Source organism: Streptomyces sp. NPDC002680, from assembly GCF_042889145.1.
Classification (GTDB): Bacteria; Actinomycetota; Actinomycetes; order Streptomycetales; family Streptomycetaceae; genus Streptomyces; species Streptomyces adonidis.
Window position 1 is genome coordinate 46,448 of record NZ_JBIAQP010000028.1, and the last position, 16,592, is coordinate 63,039.

Below are 16,592 nucleotides of genomic sequence, written 5' to 3' on the forward strand. Positions count from 1 at the left end.
CGTACACATCAGCAGCAGTCAGGCAGCCACCACCCGCCGATCGAGCCGAAAGGTCCTACCCGTGATACAGACGGCACTCACCGAGACTCTCGGCATCGCCCACCCCATCTGTTCTGCGGGGATGGCGCGCGTGGCCCAGGCGGAACTGGTGGTGGCGGTGAGCAACGCCGGAGGCCTGGGTTGTCTCGGCAGTGCCGGCTTCATGCCGGACGCGCTGCGGGACCAGATCGAGAAGATCAAGAAGGGGACGGACAAGCCGTACGCGGCCAATCTGCTGCTGCCGGATGCCCTGACCACCGAGGACCAGCAGCAGTGGGCGCCGGTGCGCGAACTGTGGGACTCGCTCGACGACCAGGAGCGCACCAAGCTGGCGGGGATCGAGGCGCTGCTGACGCCGGGTGCCGTGGCCGATCAGGTGCAGATCGTGCTGGACGCGGTTCCGGCTGCGGTGGTGCTGACCTTCGCCACGCCCGAGTGGTTCATCCGGGAGTGCAAGGAGCGGGGCATCCAGGTCTTCGCACTGGTCGGCTCGGTCGGCAAGGCCCGCGAGGCGAGCGCCGCCGGTGTCGACTTCATCGTCGCCCAGGGCACCGAGGCGGGCGGCCACACCGGGTACGCGTCGACCATGACCCTCGTTCCGGCCGTGATCGACGAGGTGGACCAGCCCGTCCTGGCGGCGGGCGGCATCGCGGATGGCCGCGGCCTCGCCGCGGCGCTGGCGCTGGGCGCAGCGGGCGCCTGGGTGGGCACCCGGTTCATCGCGAGTCCGGAGGCTTTCGGGCACACCGCGTTCAAGCAGCGCGTCGTCGACGGCACGTTCAAGGACACGACGATCACCCACTCCTACAGCGGCAAGCGGATGCGCGCCTTCACCAACCGATGGACGAGCGAGTGGGAGACCTCCGGGGCACAGGCCTCCGGTTTTCCCGCCCAGTACGCCGTCGCGGGATCGCGCGTGGAGACGGGATACCAGGACGGCGACCTGGACTTCGGCATGATGCCGGCCGGCCAGACCATCCAGCTGGTGCACGAGATCACCCCCGCGGGACAGATCGTCGAGCAGATGGCCGCACAGGCGGAGACCATTCTGCGGCGGATCGCCCCGCGGGACTGACGTACCCGGTCGGTCTAGGAGGGGCTGAATCCGCAGGCCGGGGCTTCACTGCCAGGTCGAACCCAGCAGAACGTTCCACTCGCGCACGTCGACTGCCGCGTCGCCGGAGCGGACGACGGGGCTCTCCCGGTAGAGGTCCTCCACTGCTTCGAGCGAGTCACCAGTCAGGATGGCCATCCCGCCCCGACCGTCGCTGAACGGTCCGGACATCACGAGGGTGCCTTGCTGCAGGAGTTCGGCCAGGAAGGCCTGTTGGGCCTCGGGGCCCGGCGGGCCTACGAGGAGTTTCGTCACGACGAACTGCTTCATGTCAATCTCCTGATCGCGACGGGAAGTGCGGAGCGAGCCACTGGACGACGAGTCGCACGGCCTCTTCCCTCTTCGGGAGGAGGGTGGCGAAGTGCTCGGCCTCCACGAACCGGATCGTCTTGTCCTCAGCCGGGCTGGCGTCCAGCTGTGCCTGGCTGGCGTCGGGGAAGCCGCGATTGTCCGACGTGAGGCTGATCAGGAGGAGCGGCTCGTGGACCGCCTTCAGTGACTCGATGAGCGTGGCCCGGGTGGACAGCCCCGACCAGGTACTCAGCCACGCTCGCGGTGTGACGAGCCGGCCGAACCCACCGGGGGCGTAGTTGACCTGGTCCGGTCGCGGTCCGAGGCGGGTGTGCGGGTGGAGTTCCAGGAGTGCAGACTCACGTCCAGGTGGGCCGGATCGGCCTCGGTCCCCTGGACGACCATGTAGTGGCCGGCCACCGCCCGGCGGGTGATGTAGCTGCGCTAGTCCAGCGGCAGGTCCGCGAATCCCGGCTCCTGCGTCTGGATGGTGCCAAGTACTGGGCCCTCACCCGCCTCGTAGGCCGCACCTTCGTAGGACCACTCGGTGTACCCCAGCCCGTGCCCGAACGCGTAGGCCGACTCCACGCCGGCCCTCTCCCATGCGCGGTACCCGATGAACAGCCCCTCGTCGTAGGACAGCGCCTGCCCTCTGGTACGACCCGGCTCACAGGAACGTCCTCCAGCCGCACCGGCCGGTGGTGGGTAGCCGCCCACCCGGTTCGGCCCCGCCGAGCAGCACTTCCGCCAGCCCATTACCCACCTCCTGGCCCGGGAACCAGCAGAGCAGTACGGCCGAGACGTCGTTGCGCCATGGCATTTCTACCGGGGAGCCGGAGTTGACGACCACAATGGATCGACGGTTGACGGAGGCAACGGCGCGTACGAGCTCATCCTGGCGGCCCGGTAGCCGCAACAAGAGAGGCTCGCCATCATGACCGATCGCCGGCACACGATCGCCGTTGAGGACGCTGACCAGGCTCGATCTCGACGCCATGGCAAGCCTGCTCGCGGGGCAGGACATGTGGTCGCTACCTGCATTGCCCGAAATCGGCCTCGGCTCCTTGGTGATGTCGGATGGTCCGATCGGTGTCCGGGGTGTGCGGTGGACATCGGACGACCCGTCGATCGCGGTGCCCAGCCCCACGGCTCTTGCCGCCACCTGGGACCCGGCACTCGCCCGCCGAGTCGGGCGGTCACTGGCTCAGGAGACCCGCCGCAAGGGCGTGCACGTCCTGCTCGCACCGACCGTCAACCTGCACCGCTCGCCGCTCGGCGGACGTCATTCGAAGCGTACTCGGAAGACCCGTACCTCACCGGCGAGATCGGCACCGGCTTTGTCCTCGGCGTCCAGGAGGGAGGTGCCGGCACGACGGTGAAGCACTTCGTCGCCAACGATGCCGAGACCGACCGCTTCACCGTCAACAACATGGTCGGCGAGCAAGCCTTGCGCGAGTTGTGCCTCGCCCCTTCGAGGCCATCGTCAAGAACGCCTCGTGAAGCCGTCGCGTGTGTTCAGGTTGCGGTCCCAGCGGGGAAACGAGCTCGAGGTCACTTGAACCCAAATCCGGTGCCCCTTCTTGGACAGCATGCTGCTCGACCACAGGTCGACCTCGACGGCATTCGCCTCGCCCGCGGTCGCGGCCACTCGTGCGACGCCGTCGCAGAGGTTGTAAGACGTGCCATCTGGATGTACGTCGCACAACCGAACCACCGAGTTGACCTGGGGCCGAAGTACGACGACCCGTCCTGGAACACGATGAGGTTCACTCCGTCGTGGCTCTCGACTCCGCGGGGAAGACAGAGCCAGACATCGCGATCCACACCGGCGTACACCGTGTGGCTGGTCCACCGAAACCGCAGCAACTGCCCCTGTGGCCCCTTCCTGCGGCAACGAGTCCACACCGAGGACGTAGTCCGTCGTTCAATCCCACACCCGCATGTACGCGGCGCGATCCTTCCCCGAGACGTCGAGGTTGAAGAAGGCTCCCCACTCGTCCTCTTCGCCGAGCTGCGCATCGCGCGTGTCCAGGTTCGTCATCATCCGGCCACCCCCGTTCGCTTGGTCCGCTCTGGTTCGGCCCGATCGTCGAACGGGAGCACAGGCTCGAGCGAGCTCGCGATCGCCTGGACTCCGGCCTCGTCTCCGGCGCCAACAGCTGCCGAGAGCTCACGAATCCGGGCCACCACGTCGCCGACATCGCCCCGGCTGGCGTGGGCATTGCACAGCCGCCGCCGCGCATCGTCGATGCGCGACCTGGCCGGGTCGGGCATGGCGTCAGCGCTGGTCCGCGGTGAGAGCTCGAGAATCGCCGACCGCAGGTCGACGAACCGCTCGAAGTCGTCGGGATCCTCGGCGAACCGAGACAGAGCGACCTCGAGCACGACTGTCGACCGGTCGGGCTGGGCAAGTGTCTCGGCGACAGCCTGGCGCTCGAGCGCCGCCAGCGCCCGTCCGGCACGGTCGCGGTCATCTCCGGCCGCGTCCGCTACCAGGGCGGCAACCGCCCGCCTCGCCCGACGACGTGCGTCCTGGAGATCGGGGTCTGCCTGGGGCGAAGCCAGCAGCAGACGGCGGGTGTACGGCTCTTGCGGGTTCCCGGTGACTTCCTCCGCATCACCGTGCTCGACCAGGTGACCGTGCTCAAGAACCGCTATACGGGTGCTCATGTGACGCACCACTGCGAGGTCGTGAGTGATGAAGAGGTAAGCGACCCTGAGCTCACGCTGCAGCTCGAGCAGCAGGTTGAGGACCTGAGCCTGTACCGAGAGATCGAGCGCGGAGACCGACTCGTCGCAGACCACGAGTCGGGGTTCCGGAAGCAGCGCCCGTGCGATCGCGATGCGCTGACGCTGCCCTCCCGAGAACTGCGCAGGAAACTTCGCGAGGGCGGAGCGATCGAGGCCGACGCGCTCCAGCATGGCGATCACGCGGTCACGTCGCTCGTCCGGCGACACGCCGTGAACGCTCGTCAGCGTCTCCGCCACGCTCTGTTCGATCGTCCGATGCGGGTTGAACGAGCTGTAGGGATCCTGGAACACCGCTTGGATCTGCGAGCCGAGCGCACGCCGAGCGCGTGCCGGCAGGCGAGTGATGTCGCGACCGTCGAACACCACACTGCCGCTCGCCGGGCGCACCAGACCCAGCACGCACCCACCAAGCGTCGACTTGCCGGAACCTGACTCACCGACCAGGCCGAGGGTCTCCCCCGCGCCGACTTCGACGCTCACACCGTCGAGGGCGACCTTGTCCTTGCGTCTGCCGCGACCGCGGTAGACGACACCAAGATTCCGGACTTCGAGCAGCGGATTCATTTCGCCCCCTCGAGCTTCGATTCAGCGCGCACACATCGTGCGGTGGTCTCCTCCGATGTAGCGACGAGAGCGATAGGAGTCGCCCTGCACCGCTCCTCGACGAACTCGCAGCGGTCGGCGAACCGGCAACCGGTGGGCCACGATCCAGGTATGGGGACCGATCCCGCGATCGTCGGCAGCATCTGACGCGGCGCCACGCCAACGGACGAGGAGCGAAGGAGCGCCTGGGTGTACGGGTGTCGGGGCGCCCGCACGAGCGTCCGTACGTCGGCGGTCTCGACAACCTCACCGGCGTACATCACCATCGCGCGGTCACAGGTCTCGGCGACAACACCCCAGTCGTGAGTGACCAGGATGAGTGCCATCCCGGTCTGCTCTCGCAGGTCGCGGAGCAGGTCGAGGATCTCCGCCTGTACGGATACGTCGAGAGCCGTGGTGGGCTCGTCGGCGATCAGCAGCTCCGGCTCTCCCGCGAGTGCGCGCGCAATGGCGATCCGTTGTGCCATTCCGCCCGAGAGTTCGTGAGGGTACTTTCGAGCGACGACCTCGGGCTCCGGGAGTCGAACCCGCGCCATCAGCTCGTGTGCCACGCGACGCGCCTCGGCCTTGCCGAGATTGCGATGGAGGCGAACGGCCTCGGCGATCTGGTGGCCGACGGTGAAGGCCGGGTTCAGGCTGGAGATGGGCTCCTGCGAGATGAAACCGATCCTGCGCCCGCGGTAACGGTTCAGCTCGCGCTCGTTCAACGCGGTCAGCTCAGCGCCCTCGAAGCTCACGGAGCGGGCACGGAGGTGAGCCCCCAGGGGCAGAACCCGCAGCACGCCCGAGATCGTCACCGACTTGCCGCAGCCCGACTCACCGACGATGCCGAGCGCCTCACCGGGGCGTACCTCGAAGCTCACGCCATCGACCAGCCTCAGTTCGTGCTTGCCCTTCGGAACGCTGACGCTCAGTCCGTCGACCTTCAGGAGCGGCGCCGTGCCCTCTTGGGCCACGGCAGGGGCAGCCGCCGCGTCACGAGTCACCTGAGCGGTGAGCGCACGCCAGCTATAGGCCTTGACCGACCCGCTGGACCGGCCGACGTAGGCGTCGCGGATCCCGTTTCCGATCAGCGTGAGAGCGAGCGCGACAATCGCGATGATCCCGCCGGTCGGAACCAGCATCCAGGGTTGCAGAACGATCGCGTGCTGGGCATCGGTGACGAGGTTGCCCCAGCTTGGAGCCGGCGGCGCCACCCCGAGGCCGAGGAAGCCGATCGCTGCCTCTGCGAGACAGGCCACGGCGGCAACGATGCTGATCTGCGTGAGAGCCGGGCCTGCCACGGCAGGCAGGATGTGCCGGCGCATGATCTGCACGCTGGACAGTCCGGCCACCCTCGCACCAGCTACGTAGGGCTCCTCACGTACGGCGACGGTCGCCGCGTAGACGACGCGAATCAGGGTCGGCGACAGGATCACGCCGAGCGTCACCATTGCAGCAGATTCGTTCTGGCCGAAGATGGACAGGACAACCAGGAGGATGACCAGACCGGGAACCGCCATCAAGAGGTCGCTGAGCCGCATGACCAGCACCTCCGCCCAGCCGCCGAGCGTGCCTGCGGAGACTCCGAGCACCATGCCGATCGCCGTACAGACGGTGGCTGCCTGCACTATGCCGAGGAGGGTCACGCGGCCGCCGTAGAGGACGCGGCTCAGGATGTCACGGCCCAGCTGGTCAGTCCCAAGAAGATGGTCGACGGATGGCATTGCGTAGGTGTTCAGCAGGTCCTGGTGAAGTGGACCCGACGATGCCAGGACAGGCGCGAAGATCGTCCCCAGGACGATGATCAGGAGGACGATACTGCACGCCACGGTCACAGGCTGATGGAGGAGGCGGGACAGAAACCCGGCCCCGGCCTTTGCCGCAGCACGTCCCTCGGCTTCGGCGGAGACGGTCTCGACAGCGACACTCATCGGGCCACCACCTTCGGGTTGAGAAGACCATGTGTGATGTCGGTGATGAGGAAGACGACGATGACCATCGCTGTGTAGAAGACCGCCAGGCCCTGGATCACCGGGAGGTCATGGGTACCGGTCGAGAGCACCATCTGGGTCCCGAGACCGGGCATGCCGAAGATCTGCTCCATGAGGATGGTGCCGCCCAGGAGACCAACGAAGACAAGGCTGACCATGGTCAGGATCGGACCCGCAGCGTTCTTCGCAATGTGCTTGAACACGATCCGCTTCCACGGGTAGCCATTGGCCCGGAGACTGCGCACATAGTCGCTGCGCATCGCGGCCAGCATCTCGGCCCTCGTCACGATCGCGACGAGGGCTGATTCGCCCAGGCCGAGCACGGTGACCGGGAGCACGAGGGACGTCGCCCAGCCGGATGGCGAGTCACCGAAGGTGACGTAGCCCGAGACCGGAAACCACCTCAGGTTCACGCCGAAGATAAGCGCGGCGATCATGGCGATCCAGAAGCTCGGGAGCCCGCGGATCAGCACCGCGACGATCTCGACACCACGTCCGAGCGCGCCACCACGGACCGCGGCCACCATGCCGACGGCGACGCCCAGCACAATGATCAGCAGGAGCGCGATGACAGCCAGCGAGAGCGTGATCGGCATGCGCGCGGCCAGGACGTCAGTCACCGGTCGCCCGCTGACGATGGAGGTACCCAGGTCGCCCTGGACCGCGCCCTTCAGCCATGTGAAGTACTGGACGAGGAGCGGTCGGTCGGCGCCCAAGGTCGCATTGAGTTCCTTGATCTTCTCGAGCGTGGCCCCTCTGCCGAGGATCGACTCAGCGAGGCTTCCGGGCGCAAGCGAGCCCAGCACGAAGACAACGAGCGAGATGACCAGCATCAGCGGGATCGCCAACAGCACGCGCCGCACGACAACTCCCAGCATGGCTTCTCCTTCCGGTTCGGTGAGTGTCTGTCCCGGGTCAGCGGGTGTCACTCAAGTCGAGGACCCGCTTCTGGGGCATGGAACTTCGCCCCGGAAGCGGGTGGCAGGACGGCTCGATCAGCCCTTCGGCTTCCACGAGGTCACGTCGTACTCGCCGTCCGTCGCCGGCTTGCCGATCTCGACGCCCTTCGAGTAGACGTACTTCGGCGAGGAGGAGATCGGCACGTACCACGCCTTCTCCGTCATCAACTCGTTGAAGTGCTTCGCCTGCTCCCCGACGGTGGCGTCGTCGGAGGTCGCCAACTTCTCGTAGGCCTTGTCCAGCTCGGGGTCGACCGATCCCATGGGATTCAGAACCGCCGAGAACGGCAGCTTGTAGAGCCGGTTGGCTTCAGTGGGGATGTCTCCCAGGAGCGCCCAGGACATGGCTCCGATCGGGTACTTCGCGGACGCCAGGTCAGTGAAGAACGTGGTCTCCGGCGACGACTTAAGCTCGATCTTGATGCCGACCTTGGACAGCTGTTCGACTGCGGCGGACACGCCGTTCTTTGCGTCGGGGTCATCGGAGTCCAGGAGCATCGTCGCTGTGAAGCCGTCGGGATATCCTGCTTTGGCGAGGAGCTGCTTCGCCTTGTCCACGTCGTAGGAGTACCGGGTCGGCTGCGCCGGATCGTGACCCGTGAGCCCCGGGAGGCCGAACTGGTCGAGCGGCTTGGTCGCGGGACCGACGACCTTGGCGATCTGCTCACGGTCCAGCGCGTAGGCCATGGCCTGCCGGACGCGAACGTCAGCGAGTGGCTTCGCGACCTTCCCCTCGCGGTCCCACAACATGAGGCCGAACCCCCATGGACGTCCCTCCGTGACGTCGAAACCCTTCGACTTCACCTTGTCGAGCAGCGTCTCGCCGCCGACCGTGTTGACCTGCACCTGCCCGGTTGCCAGCGCGTCGAACGCCGTGTTCGCGTCACCGATGACACGGAGGACGATCTTCTTCCAGTGCTGGCGCGACTTGTCGTAGTACTTCGGGTTGGGCGTGTAGGTGTAGTGGTCGCCCGGTTCACTCTCGTCGGCGACGTACGCGTAGGGGCCGGCGCCGAACATCGCGGTCTTCATCTTCGACGGATCCTTCAGCCCCGCCTCGCTGATGATCATTCCGTTGTTGCAGGAACCGCCGCTCGACAGCAGGCTTTCCATCGTCCGCGCCGGCTGCTTGGACGTGAGGCGGACGGAGTCCGTGCCTACTGCCTCGACGGTCACCGGCTTCAGGTACCCGTCGTTGAGGCCGGGTACCGACTTGTAGTACTTGAGCGTGTCCACAACCGACTTCACGGTGACATCGGTGCCGTCGGCAAACTTGATGCCCGAGCGGATCTTCATGGTGAAGACCTTGTTGTTGTCCGAGTACTCCCAGGACTTGGCGATTCCCGACTCGTACTCACCGTTCGAGTTGACCCGGATCAGCGGTTCGTAGGCGAGCTCGAAAACCGGACTCGAACAGTTTGTGGGAAGGTCGAAGTTCTGCGGCGTATAGCTCGGGAGCGCGACCGTGAGGGTGTCCGACGCGGCCGATGCCCCACCACTTCCCCCACACGCTGCCAACATGGCCGAGCCCAGGGCTCCCACGACGGCCACTCCCGTCAGTCTTCGGAGACGCCGCGGGGTCGCGCGCGACGCGCCCTTATTCAGTCCGAACATGCGCTTTCTCTCCTTGGGTTGTGTCGTGTGCCGGTCGCGCGAACTGCTTGCCGGGCCCGAGGGTCAGATCGCCATCGCTGTAGGCGACCCACCCAGGTCGGTCGCGACCGCCGGCGCATGACCGGGGTATGAACAATGCTGGTGTCCTGCATCACTGCGAACAGACGACGAGGCAATCAGCGCAGAAGTGCTACAGATGCCGAACCAACGCGTAGGGACACCCATCCAGCACGCCCCCAAGGGCGCGTGTGACCGCTTTGATCTCGTGTCGGTTCGCGCCGCCGAACAGTCGACAACCAAGCCGCCTTGACAGCTGGGAAGTAGCGAGCGTCACCGGTTCCAACAGACGTCCGAAAGCCACTCCGCGACACAGGTGCCGTGGAGTGGCTTTCACAGCGGGGTCCGACAACCTTTGCTCTGCGCTGCATGGTCTGCTCCTGCCATGGTCCGGGATGTCCCGGGCGGCGACGGAATGCGTCGTTGCACCGACCGTTGGGTCGGCTGGGGAATCCATCGCGGGCGTGGTGAATCAAATGAGATGGGGATCACCCGGCGAGTTGCGCACAGTTAAGAGCCGACGGCGTCCACGAACCATTGGAAGTGTTACGAAAATCCGGCATGATCCTTGGCCGTGGAACCCAGTGACGAGGCAGCGAGATTCCACGTGCGAAGGCAGCGGGACAGCGACTGAAGCGTCTGACGCATGCAGCACCACCGGCATCTGCACTTTTCAACAGATCGAGGAGCAGCGAAGGAAGGTTCGCGGCATCCGCTCGGAATCCCGCCTACGAGCACGGGGCGCATCACTTCGACGGGCCGAGGCGTGGCGACACGGTCGACTCCCGTCAGTGTTTCGCTGAGCCCGGGAATTGAGGCGGCCCCAAGCCCCCCAGCTCGCTCCACACGCCCAGGACGCCAAGCTGTGCCAGGCGGCCTCCGGTGCGCAGCGCCACGGTGGCCTGGCGGAACGAGTCGCCGGCGGCGACGCCGCGACAGGCGGCACCGACTCCACGCCCACTTCGGTCAGGCCAACTACGTCGCAGCGAAGGCCGGCGTGGTGGGCCTGACCCGGGCCATCCCCTTGGAGACCGCGGGGCAACGAATCACCGTCAACGCCATCGCGCCGGGTCTGATCGAGACCCCCATGCCGGCCTCGATGAACGACAAGGCCCGGGAAAAGCTCATCGGCAAGGGCCCCATGCGGCACACGGGGGGACCCACCGACATCTCGGAGGCGGCCGCCTTCCTGCGCTCGCCGACGGCCCGCTACATCACCAGTGTCGTCCTCGATGTCGATGGCGGTATCGGCATCGGCTCCTCCATCCGCTGAGCCATGGGACTTGGGACACGCGCGTGCTCGACGACACCTCGGGGGTGTCGTCAGGCACGCACTATCAACAGGGTCCGGCCGAGAGCTGTGCGCTCGTCCAGGTGCCGCAGGGCGGCCGCCGCCTGTTCGAGGGGGAAGACGGCCGAGATGGGCGGGTCCAGCCGACCGGACTTCAGCAGCGGCAGCAGCTCGTGCCACTGGGCCCGGGCGGCCTGCGGATCCTGCCGCCAGTACTCTGCGACTCCGACGCCGAGCACTGCCGTGTTGGTCAGCAGGAGACGATTTACTCTGACTGTCGGAATGCCCCCGCCCGCGAATCCCAGAACGAGCAGGCGCCCCACACCGCGCCGCAGCGAACGCAGCGAGTCAAGGAAGCGATCCCCGCCGACGGGATCGACCACGACGTCGACCCCCTGGCCGTCAGTGAGGGTCCTGACCTCGTCGAGGAATCCACCGGCCGCCACAACCTCGTGTGCACCCAGGGACCTGGCCAGTTCGGCCTTCTCCTCGTTGGACACGACCGCAATGACGCGCGCCCCGTACGCCGCGGCCACCTGACAGGCCGCGCTCCCCACCCCGCCCGCGGCTCCGTGGACAAGGACGACGTCACCGGCCCGCAGAGCACCACGGCGCAGGAGTGCGAAGTGCGCCGTCAGGTAGTTCAGCGGCAGGGCCGCCCCGCTGCGGGTGTCGACGTTCTCCGGAAGGCGGAAGACCATCGGCGCGTCGACCGCGACCGTCCGGGCGAAGCCACCAGTGACCGACACAGCCGCCACGCGGTCACCGGCCCGGAATCCGCCGGCGTCCGCGCGGACCGTCCCGGACACCTCCCAGCCGGGGATGAAGGGCAGTTGCGGACGGGACTGGTACTCCCCGCGCGTCTGCAGGAGGTCCGCGAAGGTCACACCCGCCCATTCGACGTCGATGAGGACCTGGTCCTCCTTGGCCGCCGGTTCCGGAAGCTCTCGTACGGCCAGGGCATCGGGGCCCTCGAACGCGGTGAGCACCACACCCTTCATCAGTGCCTCCGGCTACCAGGACGGGGCCGCGGCATGCCCGGCCTGGAGTCCGGGACGGTCGACGGCGAGCGCGGCGCGCAGGGGACTCGGCTCGTCGACGATCAGCTGGGCGAGGATCTCGCCACAGGCCGGGCCGCTCGCCACCCCGTAGGAGTGACCGGTGTTGACGTAGATGCCCTCGACGCGGTCCACGATGGGCAGGTTGTCGCGCGTTCGGCCGACCAGTCCCGCCCACAGTCCCGTGACTCCCAGCTCACCGCGCCTGGTGCCGCGGTCCAGCGTCGTGTTGATCAAGGCATGAGTGGCGGACATGCTGATGTGCGGGTTGAGGGAGCCCGTGCCGTCGATGCTGTTGCCGACCACCAGGGCGCCTTCGGTGTTCTGGACGAGCGTGTCGTCGTAGCCGAAGTCGCCGTCCGCGCCGGGCGGTTGGGGCGCGGCAAAGAGCCGGGGGTCGTAGCCGGTGAGGTCGGTCAGCGCCCCGCACCAGGCCACGCCACGCGGGCCGCGCAGGATGGGCCCCGGGGTGTAGGCGATCGGCTGGGTGACCAGCTGGCCCACCCGCGAGGTCTCGATCGGCAGGTCGATGCCTTCCGACCGCAGGTTCACCGACCATGCGCCGGACGCCCACACCACCCCGCCCGCGTGGATGTCGCCGCGCACCGTACGGACGCCGATGACCGAGTCGCCGCGCCGCAGCGTGCCCAGCACGGCGGTGTTCTCGTAGACCCGCACGCCGCGGCGCAGGCAGGCGGCCCCCAGACCGCGGGCGAACGCCTGGGCGTCGATCTGCGCGTCGTCGGCGCAGTGGACGGCGCCGATGGCGGACTCCGGGAGCACCGGGGAGTGTTTCAGGGCCTCGCGCGCGCCGAGCAGTGAGATGTCGAGACCGGCGGCGGCACGGTCCTCGACGTACTCCTTCAGCACGGTCTTCTGCTCTTCCGTCTCGTAGAAGAACAGCCCGCCATGACGGCGGAACTCGAAGGTGGGTCCGAGTTCCCGCTCGTACTCCGCGTAGCGTTCCAGGCCGCTTCGGGCCAGCTGGAGTTCCGTGCCGGAGCGGCGCGTCTGGAGCCACATCGCCCCGGAGTTGCGACCGGAGGCACCGAAGGCGAACATCCGCTGCTCGGCGATGATGACGTCGTATCCGCGCTTGTTGAGCTCGAACGCGGTGCACAGGCCCACGATGCCGCCACCGACGACGACGATGTCGGCGGTGTCGAGGGCTCGAAGCTGGTCCATGCTGTCTCCCTGCACGCCTTTGGTCCGGTGGATCATACGAAGTGCCGTGGGCAGTGGCCACTGCCCGGCGGGCCGCCCTGCTTCCTTCAGCTCGGTGGCGAAGTCCTTGTTTCCCGGGATCTCCTAGGCCACGTCGTGGTCGGCAACGATCCGGGGGCGCCTGGCCGAGGCCGACAAGCAACGATGCCCTGACGCCCACGTCGTTTACGGGGACGTCGCACTTGCCGGGCCAGGCGGTGAACGCGCGATGGATCGCCCCGGACAGCCGCACCAGCTCGGTCCACAGCCGCTCCTCTACAGCGAGGGAACGCAGGATCGCCGCACGCGGGTCCACCTTCTTGAAGGCCGGGTGTCAGAGGCCTGGAATGCGCTGCCGGCGCTCGACCATCGATGCAGCCTCGTCGACGGCGTCCATGTCCTTGCCCGACTCCTCGAAGCGGGCGGGGGCGGAGGTGATGGACCGGGGCGTGTCCTCGGTCGCCGAGGTGTGCTTGGCTACCGCGATGGGCGCCGCGGCCAGGCCGACGACCAGGTTCCGGCTCGTAGCCCCGGACGAAGACCTTCTCAGGTGTCACCTGGCTGACGGCCGACCGCCGACAAGGCTCGAACGCTCCGGGGTGCTGCGGCTCCATCTACGTAGCCATCCCTTTCGGGCGTCTGGGTATTTCACGCCCGACGGTAGCCGGGATCGCGTCTCCGCCCCATTGGAATTCTCATCACTGCACAACAGGTTCTTGAGATATATCCTGATACCACCTGACCGGTCATTGCCTAGCCTGTCCGGAACACCATGGTCCGCTGGTAGGTGGCTGAACGTTCCACACTGACGTAGGGAACCTTCCAAATGACGCATGACGGGACTGGTTGCACGCTCGGCGACCTCCTCGGCAACGAGCGGCTGCGGCTGACCCTGCTCGTGGACCGGGCGGGAGCGGAATCCCGGCCGGTGCACGGAGCACGGCTGGCCTTGGGAGGCGCCGGTCTGACCGAGGTCGGTGAAGACGTCGTCCTTGTAGCCGCGACCCGTCCCGCCACCGGTAGCGATCTGCTCGGCGGTGTCGCCGACGCCCTCGAGCTGCCCGGTTCCAGGGTCATCGCCGTACGGCTGCCGCCGGGCGCCCCGCCCAAGGGCCTGGAGCGCGCTGTGGGCCGCCATATCCTGCTGGGCCTTCCTGATGACGTCGATCCCACGGAACTCATCGCCGAGATCGCCCGCTCGACCGCGCGAGCCGACGAGACACCGACCAGGCGCCTGACGTCACTGCAGCGCTCGCTGACCCAGGCGCTGACCGAACCCGATCCGCTGCGGGCACTGACCGCGCGGGTCGCCAAGATCTGCAACGCGGTCGTCACACTCGTCGACAGCCACGGCGGCGTTGAACACGCCTCGGGGCCCTTGCCCCTGTCGCTGCTCTTCCCGGAGATCGCACGTACCCAGAGCGAGGCCCAGAGGTTCACCGTCGAGGGCTGGTACGGCATGGCGGTCAGGATCGCCACCAGCGCCTCTGCCGGTGAGCGGACCGGCTGGCTCGTCGCGGCCGGCCGTCGACCGGCCTTCCCGGACCAGTATTCCGAGGCCGCGTTGTACATCGCCGCCTCGCTCGCCGAGACCAGCCTCCAGATCGAACTCGCCGCCCAGCGCCAGGAACGGGCGGTGCGCAGCGCCGTACTCGAAGAGGCCCTGGCGCTGCGTCTGGAGCGCCACGACGCCGAGTTGGCGGGACGCATCGCCTCTCTGGGGCTGTCCTTCGAACAGGAGACCCGGGTGGTCGTCGCGGAGCCTGCCCTCGGCGTGACCACCGCCCGGGACGTGGCCGCCCTGGAGTCGCTGCATGCCGGTCTGCAACGCACGCTGGTCGGCGAAGGTCTCCCCCATCTTCTTGTCCTGCGGGAATCCGCCCTGGTCGGCCTCGTGCAGGCTTCTTCGTCCGCCGTCAGACGTGCCTTCGTCAAGGCGGGCACACCGACGGAGGGCCTGGTGCTGGGTATCGGACGGGACACGGCCGGCGTCGGGCACGTGGTCGACTCCTACCACGACGCCCAACTCGCCCTCCGCGTGCTGCGCCGCGACGGCACGGGGCGGCGTCTGATGGCTTACGAGGAATTCGACTTCGCCACCCGTCTGTTCTCAGACGTCGGCCTCGACCGGATGGGCGAGTGGGCGAGGGAACTTCTCCGCCCGCTGGAGGACAACCAGACCATGTTGGCCACCCTCTCCACCTACTTCGAGCACCGGCAGAACATCATGACTGCGGCCGACGCGTTGGCCGTACATCACAACTCACTGCGCTACCGCCTTTCGAAGATCGAATCTGCCCTCGACCTGAGCCTGCGGGATCCATCTGCGGTCTCGTCCCTGTTCCTCGCGCTGACCGCGCTTTCCATGGTGGAGGCGGAGTCCTGGGATCAGCGCCCGATCAGACCTTCCGACCGGGAGGAACAGACCGGAGAGATCCGCGGCGCCGGCGCGACGGGCAGCGTGCTCGCCGACCCGCAACGGGGGCTGGCCCTCTCAGCAGGTTTCGGGGCGGCGCTCGGGCCGGAACGCTGACCACGTCTCCTCATCCGCAACCGCCGAAACCGGCGCAAGGCGGCTTGGAAGGATTCCAGGGAACGTACTCGGCCCTTGTCATAAGTGACGAGTGAGCAGCCGCGACAGAGCCGATACGGTCGGCTTTACGGGCGGCAACGGAGCCTTTTAGGGCAGAGGCCATCGCCCAGCCTCCGGTCATCCCCGGAAAAGGAGTCCCAGAAATCATGGTGTCGCTGAACGTCGCCGTCACCCAATTCGAACTGCGCCCCGAGAGGGATCTCGATCAATTCCTCGCCCACACCGAGGATCTCGTGCGCCGCGCAGCCCACCAGAACGCGGAGGTCGTGCTCTTCCCCGAACTCGCCAGTACCGGGCTCCTCGGATCCATCACCGACCACGACGTGACCACCGCGACGATCCGGTCCGACTACTGGGACGTCCTGCCCACCTTCACCGACGGAATCGTCGACGGCCTCCGAAGCATGGCCAAGAACCACAACATCGTGGTGGCGGGCGGCAGCCACAACCGCGTGCACAGCGACGGCTCGCTGCGCAACACCGCCTTCGTCGTCCACCCCGACGGCCGCGTCGAGTCCCAGGACAAGACCCACCTGACGCCACAGGAACACGCGCTCGGCACCCGCGGCGGCGACGAACTGCTGGTCACCAGGATCGGGCCGTTCACCGCGGGGGTGCTCATCTGTGCCGACATCCAGTTCCCGGAGCTGTCCCGGTACCTCGTGCGCAAGGGGGTCGACCTGATCCTGTGCCCCTCGCTCACCTGGAACCGACGAGGCGTGCATCGAGTCCGCACCGGATGCCAGGCACGCGCCATCGAGAACCAGCTCTACGTCGCGATGTCGCCCCTTATCGGCCACAACGGCCTACCGGCGGACGCGCCTATGCACGCCGCCGGCAACGCCCTGGTCACCGGACCCGTCGACAGGACCGTCGGGATCAACGACGGGGTGCTGGCCAAGGCCGAGTCCTCCGAGGAGGACCTGGTGGTGGTGTCCCTGGACCACGACCTCCTACAGGCCTCGCGGGCGAACCCCGAAGCGCCCGGGCTCGCGCTCCAGCGGCCCGACCTGTACGCGAAGCTCCTGGCGGAAGCGGGAGCCTGA

At 67.5% G+C, this 16,592-nt stretch carries 13 protein-coding genes and 2 pseudogenes; 5 read left to right on the plus strand and 10 right to left on the minus strand.

Annotation, left to right across the window (positions count from 1 at the left end):
- Window positions 1–61 precede the first annotated feature (61 nt).
- Window positions 62–1,114, plus strand: a complete 1,053-nt coding sequence (locus tag ACFYXF_RS47710) for an NAD(P)H-dependent flavin oxidoreductase (RefSeq protein ID WP_389359864.1) — start codon at window positions 62–64, stop codon at window positions 1,112–1,114.
- Window positions 1,115–1,159: 45 nt separating this feature from the next.
- Here the strand turns inward: ACFYXF_RS47710 and ACFYXF_RS47715 are convergent, their stop codons facing one another.
- The 3 genes and pseudogenes from ACFYXF_RS47715 to ACFYXF_RS47725 all read right to left on the minus strand — a co-directional run.
- Window positions 1,160–1,423 (minus strand): YciI family protein, encoded by a 264-nt coding sequence (locus ACFYXF_RS47715; protein ID WP_389359866.1) that lies wholly within the window; start codon window positions 1,421–1,423, stop codon window positions 1,160–1,162.
- 270 nt (window positions 1,424–1,693) lie between these two features.
- Window positions 1,694–1,864 (minus strand): hypothetical protein, encoded by a 171-nt coding sequence (locus tag ACFYXF_RS47720; RefSeq protein ID WP_389359868.1) that lies wholly within the window; start codon window positions 1,862–1,864, stop codon window positions 1,694–1,696.
- A gap of 111 nt (window positions 1,865–1,975) precedes the next feature.
- Window positions 1,976–2,360 (minus strand): annotated as a pseudogene (locus ACFYXF_RS47725) (glycoside hydrolase family 3 C-terminal domain-containing protein); the annotation flags it as partial.
- A gap of 79 nt (window positions 2,361–2,439) precedes the next feature.
- Between ACFYXF_RS47725 and ACFYXF_RS47730 the strand changes: the two are divergent.
- A pseudogene (locus ACFYXF_RS47730) lies at window positions 2,440–2,938 on the plus strand (glycoside hydrolase family 3 N-terminal domain-containing protein); the annotation flags it as partial.
- Here ACFYXF_RS47730 and ACFYXF_RS47735 read toward each other — a convergent pair.
- The 5 genes from ACFYXF_RS47735 to ACFYXF_RS47755 form a co-directional block, all read right to left on the minus strand.
- Window positions 2,928–3,347: a CocE/NonD family hydrolase C-terminal non-catalytic domain-containing protein gene (locus ACFYXF_RS47735; protein WP_389359870.1), complete on the minus strand. Its 420-nt coding sequence runs from the start codon at window positions 3,345–3,347 to the stop codon at window positions 2,928–2,930. The pseudogene ACFYXF_RS47730 and the gene ACFYXF_RS47735 sit on opposite strands and share 11 nt — an antisense overlap.
- 137 nt (window positions 3,348–3,484) lie before the next feature.
- Window positions 3,485–4,759: an ABC transporter ATP-binding protein gene (locus ACFYXF_RS47740; protein WP_389359872.1), complete on the minus strand. Its 1,275-nt coding sequence runs from the start codon at window positions 4,757–4,759 to the stop codon at window positions 3,485–3,487.
- Window positions 4,756–6,711 (minus strand): dipeptide/oligopeptide/nickel ABC transporter permease/ATP-binding protein, encoded by a 1,956-nt coding sequence (locus tag ACFYXF_RS47745; protein WP_389359874.1) that lies wholly within the window; start codon window positions 6,709–6,711, stop codon window positions 4,756–4,758. The genes ACFYXF_RS47740 and ACFYXF_RS47745 overlap by 4 nt, the downstream gene beginning before the upstream one ends.
- Window positions 6,708–7,649 (minus strand): ABC transporter permease, encoded by a 942-nt coding sequence (locus ACFYXF_RS47750; protein ID WP_389359876.1) that lies wholly within the window; start codon window positions 7,647–7,649, stop codon window positions 6,708–6,710. The genes ACFYXF_RS47745 and ACFYXF_RS47750 overlap by 4 nt, the downstream gene beginning before the upstream one ends.
- 117 nt (window positions 7,650–7,766) lie before the next feature.
- Window positions 7,767–9,344 (minus strand): ABC transporter substrate-binding protein, encoded by a 1,578-nt coding sequence (locus tag ACFYXF_RS47755; RefSeq protein WP_389359878.1) that lies wholly within the window; start codon window positions 9,342–9,344, stop codon window positions 7,767–7,769.
- A gap of 703 nt (window positions 9,345–10,047) precedes the next feature.
- Here ACFYXF_RS47755 and ACFYXF_RS47760 point away from each other — a divergent pair.
- Window positions 10,048–10,674: an SDR family oxidoreductase gene (locus ACFYXF_RS47760; RefSeq protein WP_389359880.1), complete on the plus strand. Its 627-nt coding sequence runs from the start codon at window positions 10,048–10,050 to the stop codon at window positions 10,672–10,674.
- A gap of 50 nt (window positions 10,675–10,724) precedes the next feature.
- On the opposite strand, the gene ACFYXF_RS47765 is transcribed toward ACFYXF_RS47760, so the two are convergent.
- Together ACFYXF_RS47765 and ACFYXF_RS47770 are read right to left on the minus strand one after the other, a co-directional pair.
- Entirely contained in the window at window positions 10,725–11,693 is a 969-nt protein-coding gene (locus ACFYXF_RS47765; RefSeq protein ID WP_389359882.1) for an NADPH:quinone oxidoreductase family protein, read from the minus strand.
- A gap of 12 nt (window positions 11,694–11,705) precedes the next feature.
- Window positions 11,706–12,935: an NAD(P)/FAD-dependent oxidoreductase gene (locus tag ACFYXF_RS47770; RefSeq protein WP_389359884.1), complete on the minus strand. Its 1,230-nt coding sequence runs from the start codon at window positions 12,933–12,935 to the stop codon at window positions 11,706–11,708.
- An 844-nt stretch (window positions 12,936–13,779) separates the two neighbouring features.
- Between ACFYXF_RS47770 and ACFYXF_RS47775 the strand changes: the two genes are divergently transcribed.
- Window positions 13,780–15,486: a PucR family transcriptional regulator gene (locus ACFYXF_RS47775; protein ID WP_389359886.1), complete on the plus strand. Its 1,707-nt coding sequence runs from the start codon at window positions 13,780–13,782 to the stop codon at window positions 15,484–15,486.
- Window positions 15,487–15,692: 206 nt separating this feature from the next.
- On the plus strand, window positions 15,693–16,592 hold the full coding sequence (locus ACFYXF_RS47780) for a nitrilase-related carbon-nitrogen hydrolase (protein WP_389359888.1): 900 nt from the start codon (window positions 15,693–15,695) through the stop codon (window positions 16,590–16,592).

Coding starts and splice junctions, on each gene's coding strand:
- ACFYXF_RS47715 (WP_389359866.1), bottom strand. CDS start 1,423: ATGAAGCAGTTCGTCGTGACGAAACTCCTCGTAGGCCCGCCGGGCCCC.
- ACFYXF_RS47740 (WP_389359872.1), bottom strand. CDS start 4,759: ATGAATCCGCTGCTCGAAGTCCGGAATCTTGGTGTCGTCTACCGCGGT.
- ACFYXF_RS47745 (WP_389359874.1), bottom strand. CDS start 6,711: ATGAGTGTCGCTGTCGAGACCGTCTCCGCCGAAGCCGAGGGACGTGCT.
- ACFYXF_RS47750 (WP_389359876.1), bottom strand. CDS start 7,649: ATGCTGGGAGTTGTCGTGCGGCGCGTGCTGTTGGCGATCCCGCTGATG.
- ACFYXF_RS47755 (WP_389359878.1), bottom strand. CDS start 9,344: ATGTTCGGACTGAATAAGGGCGCGTCGCGCGCGACCCCGCGGCGTCTC.
- ACFYXF_RS47760 (WP_389359880.1), top strand. CDS start 10,048: ATGCAGCACCACCGGCATCTGCACTTTTCAACAGATCGAGGAGCAGCG.
- ACFYXF_RS47765 (WP_389359882.1), bottom strand. CDS start 11,693: ATGAAGGGTGTGGTGCTCACCGCGTTCGAGGGCCCCGATGCCCTGGCC.
- ACFYXF_RS47770 (WP_389359884.1), bottom strand. CDS start 12,935: ATGGACCAGCTTCGAGCCCTCGACACCGCCGACATCGTCGTCGTCGGT.
- ACFYXF_RS47775 (WP_389359886.1), top strand. CDS start 13,780: ATGACGCATGACGGGACTGGTTGCACGCTCGGCGACCTCCTCGGCAAC.
- ACFYXF_RS47780 (WP_389359888.1), top strand. CDS start 15,693: ATGGTGTCGCTGAACGTCGCCGTCACCCAATTCGAACTGCGCCCCGAG.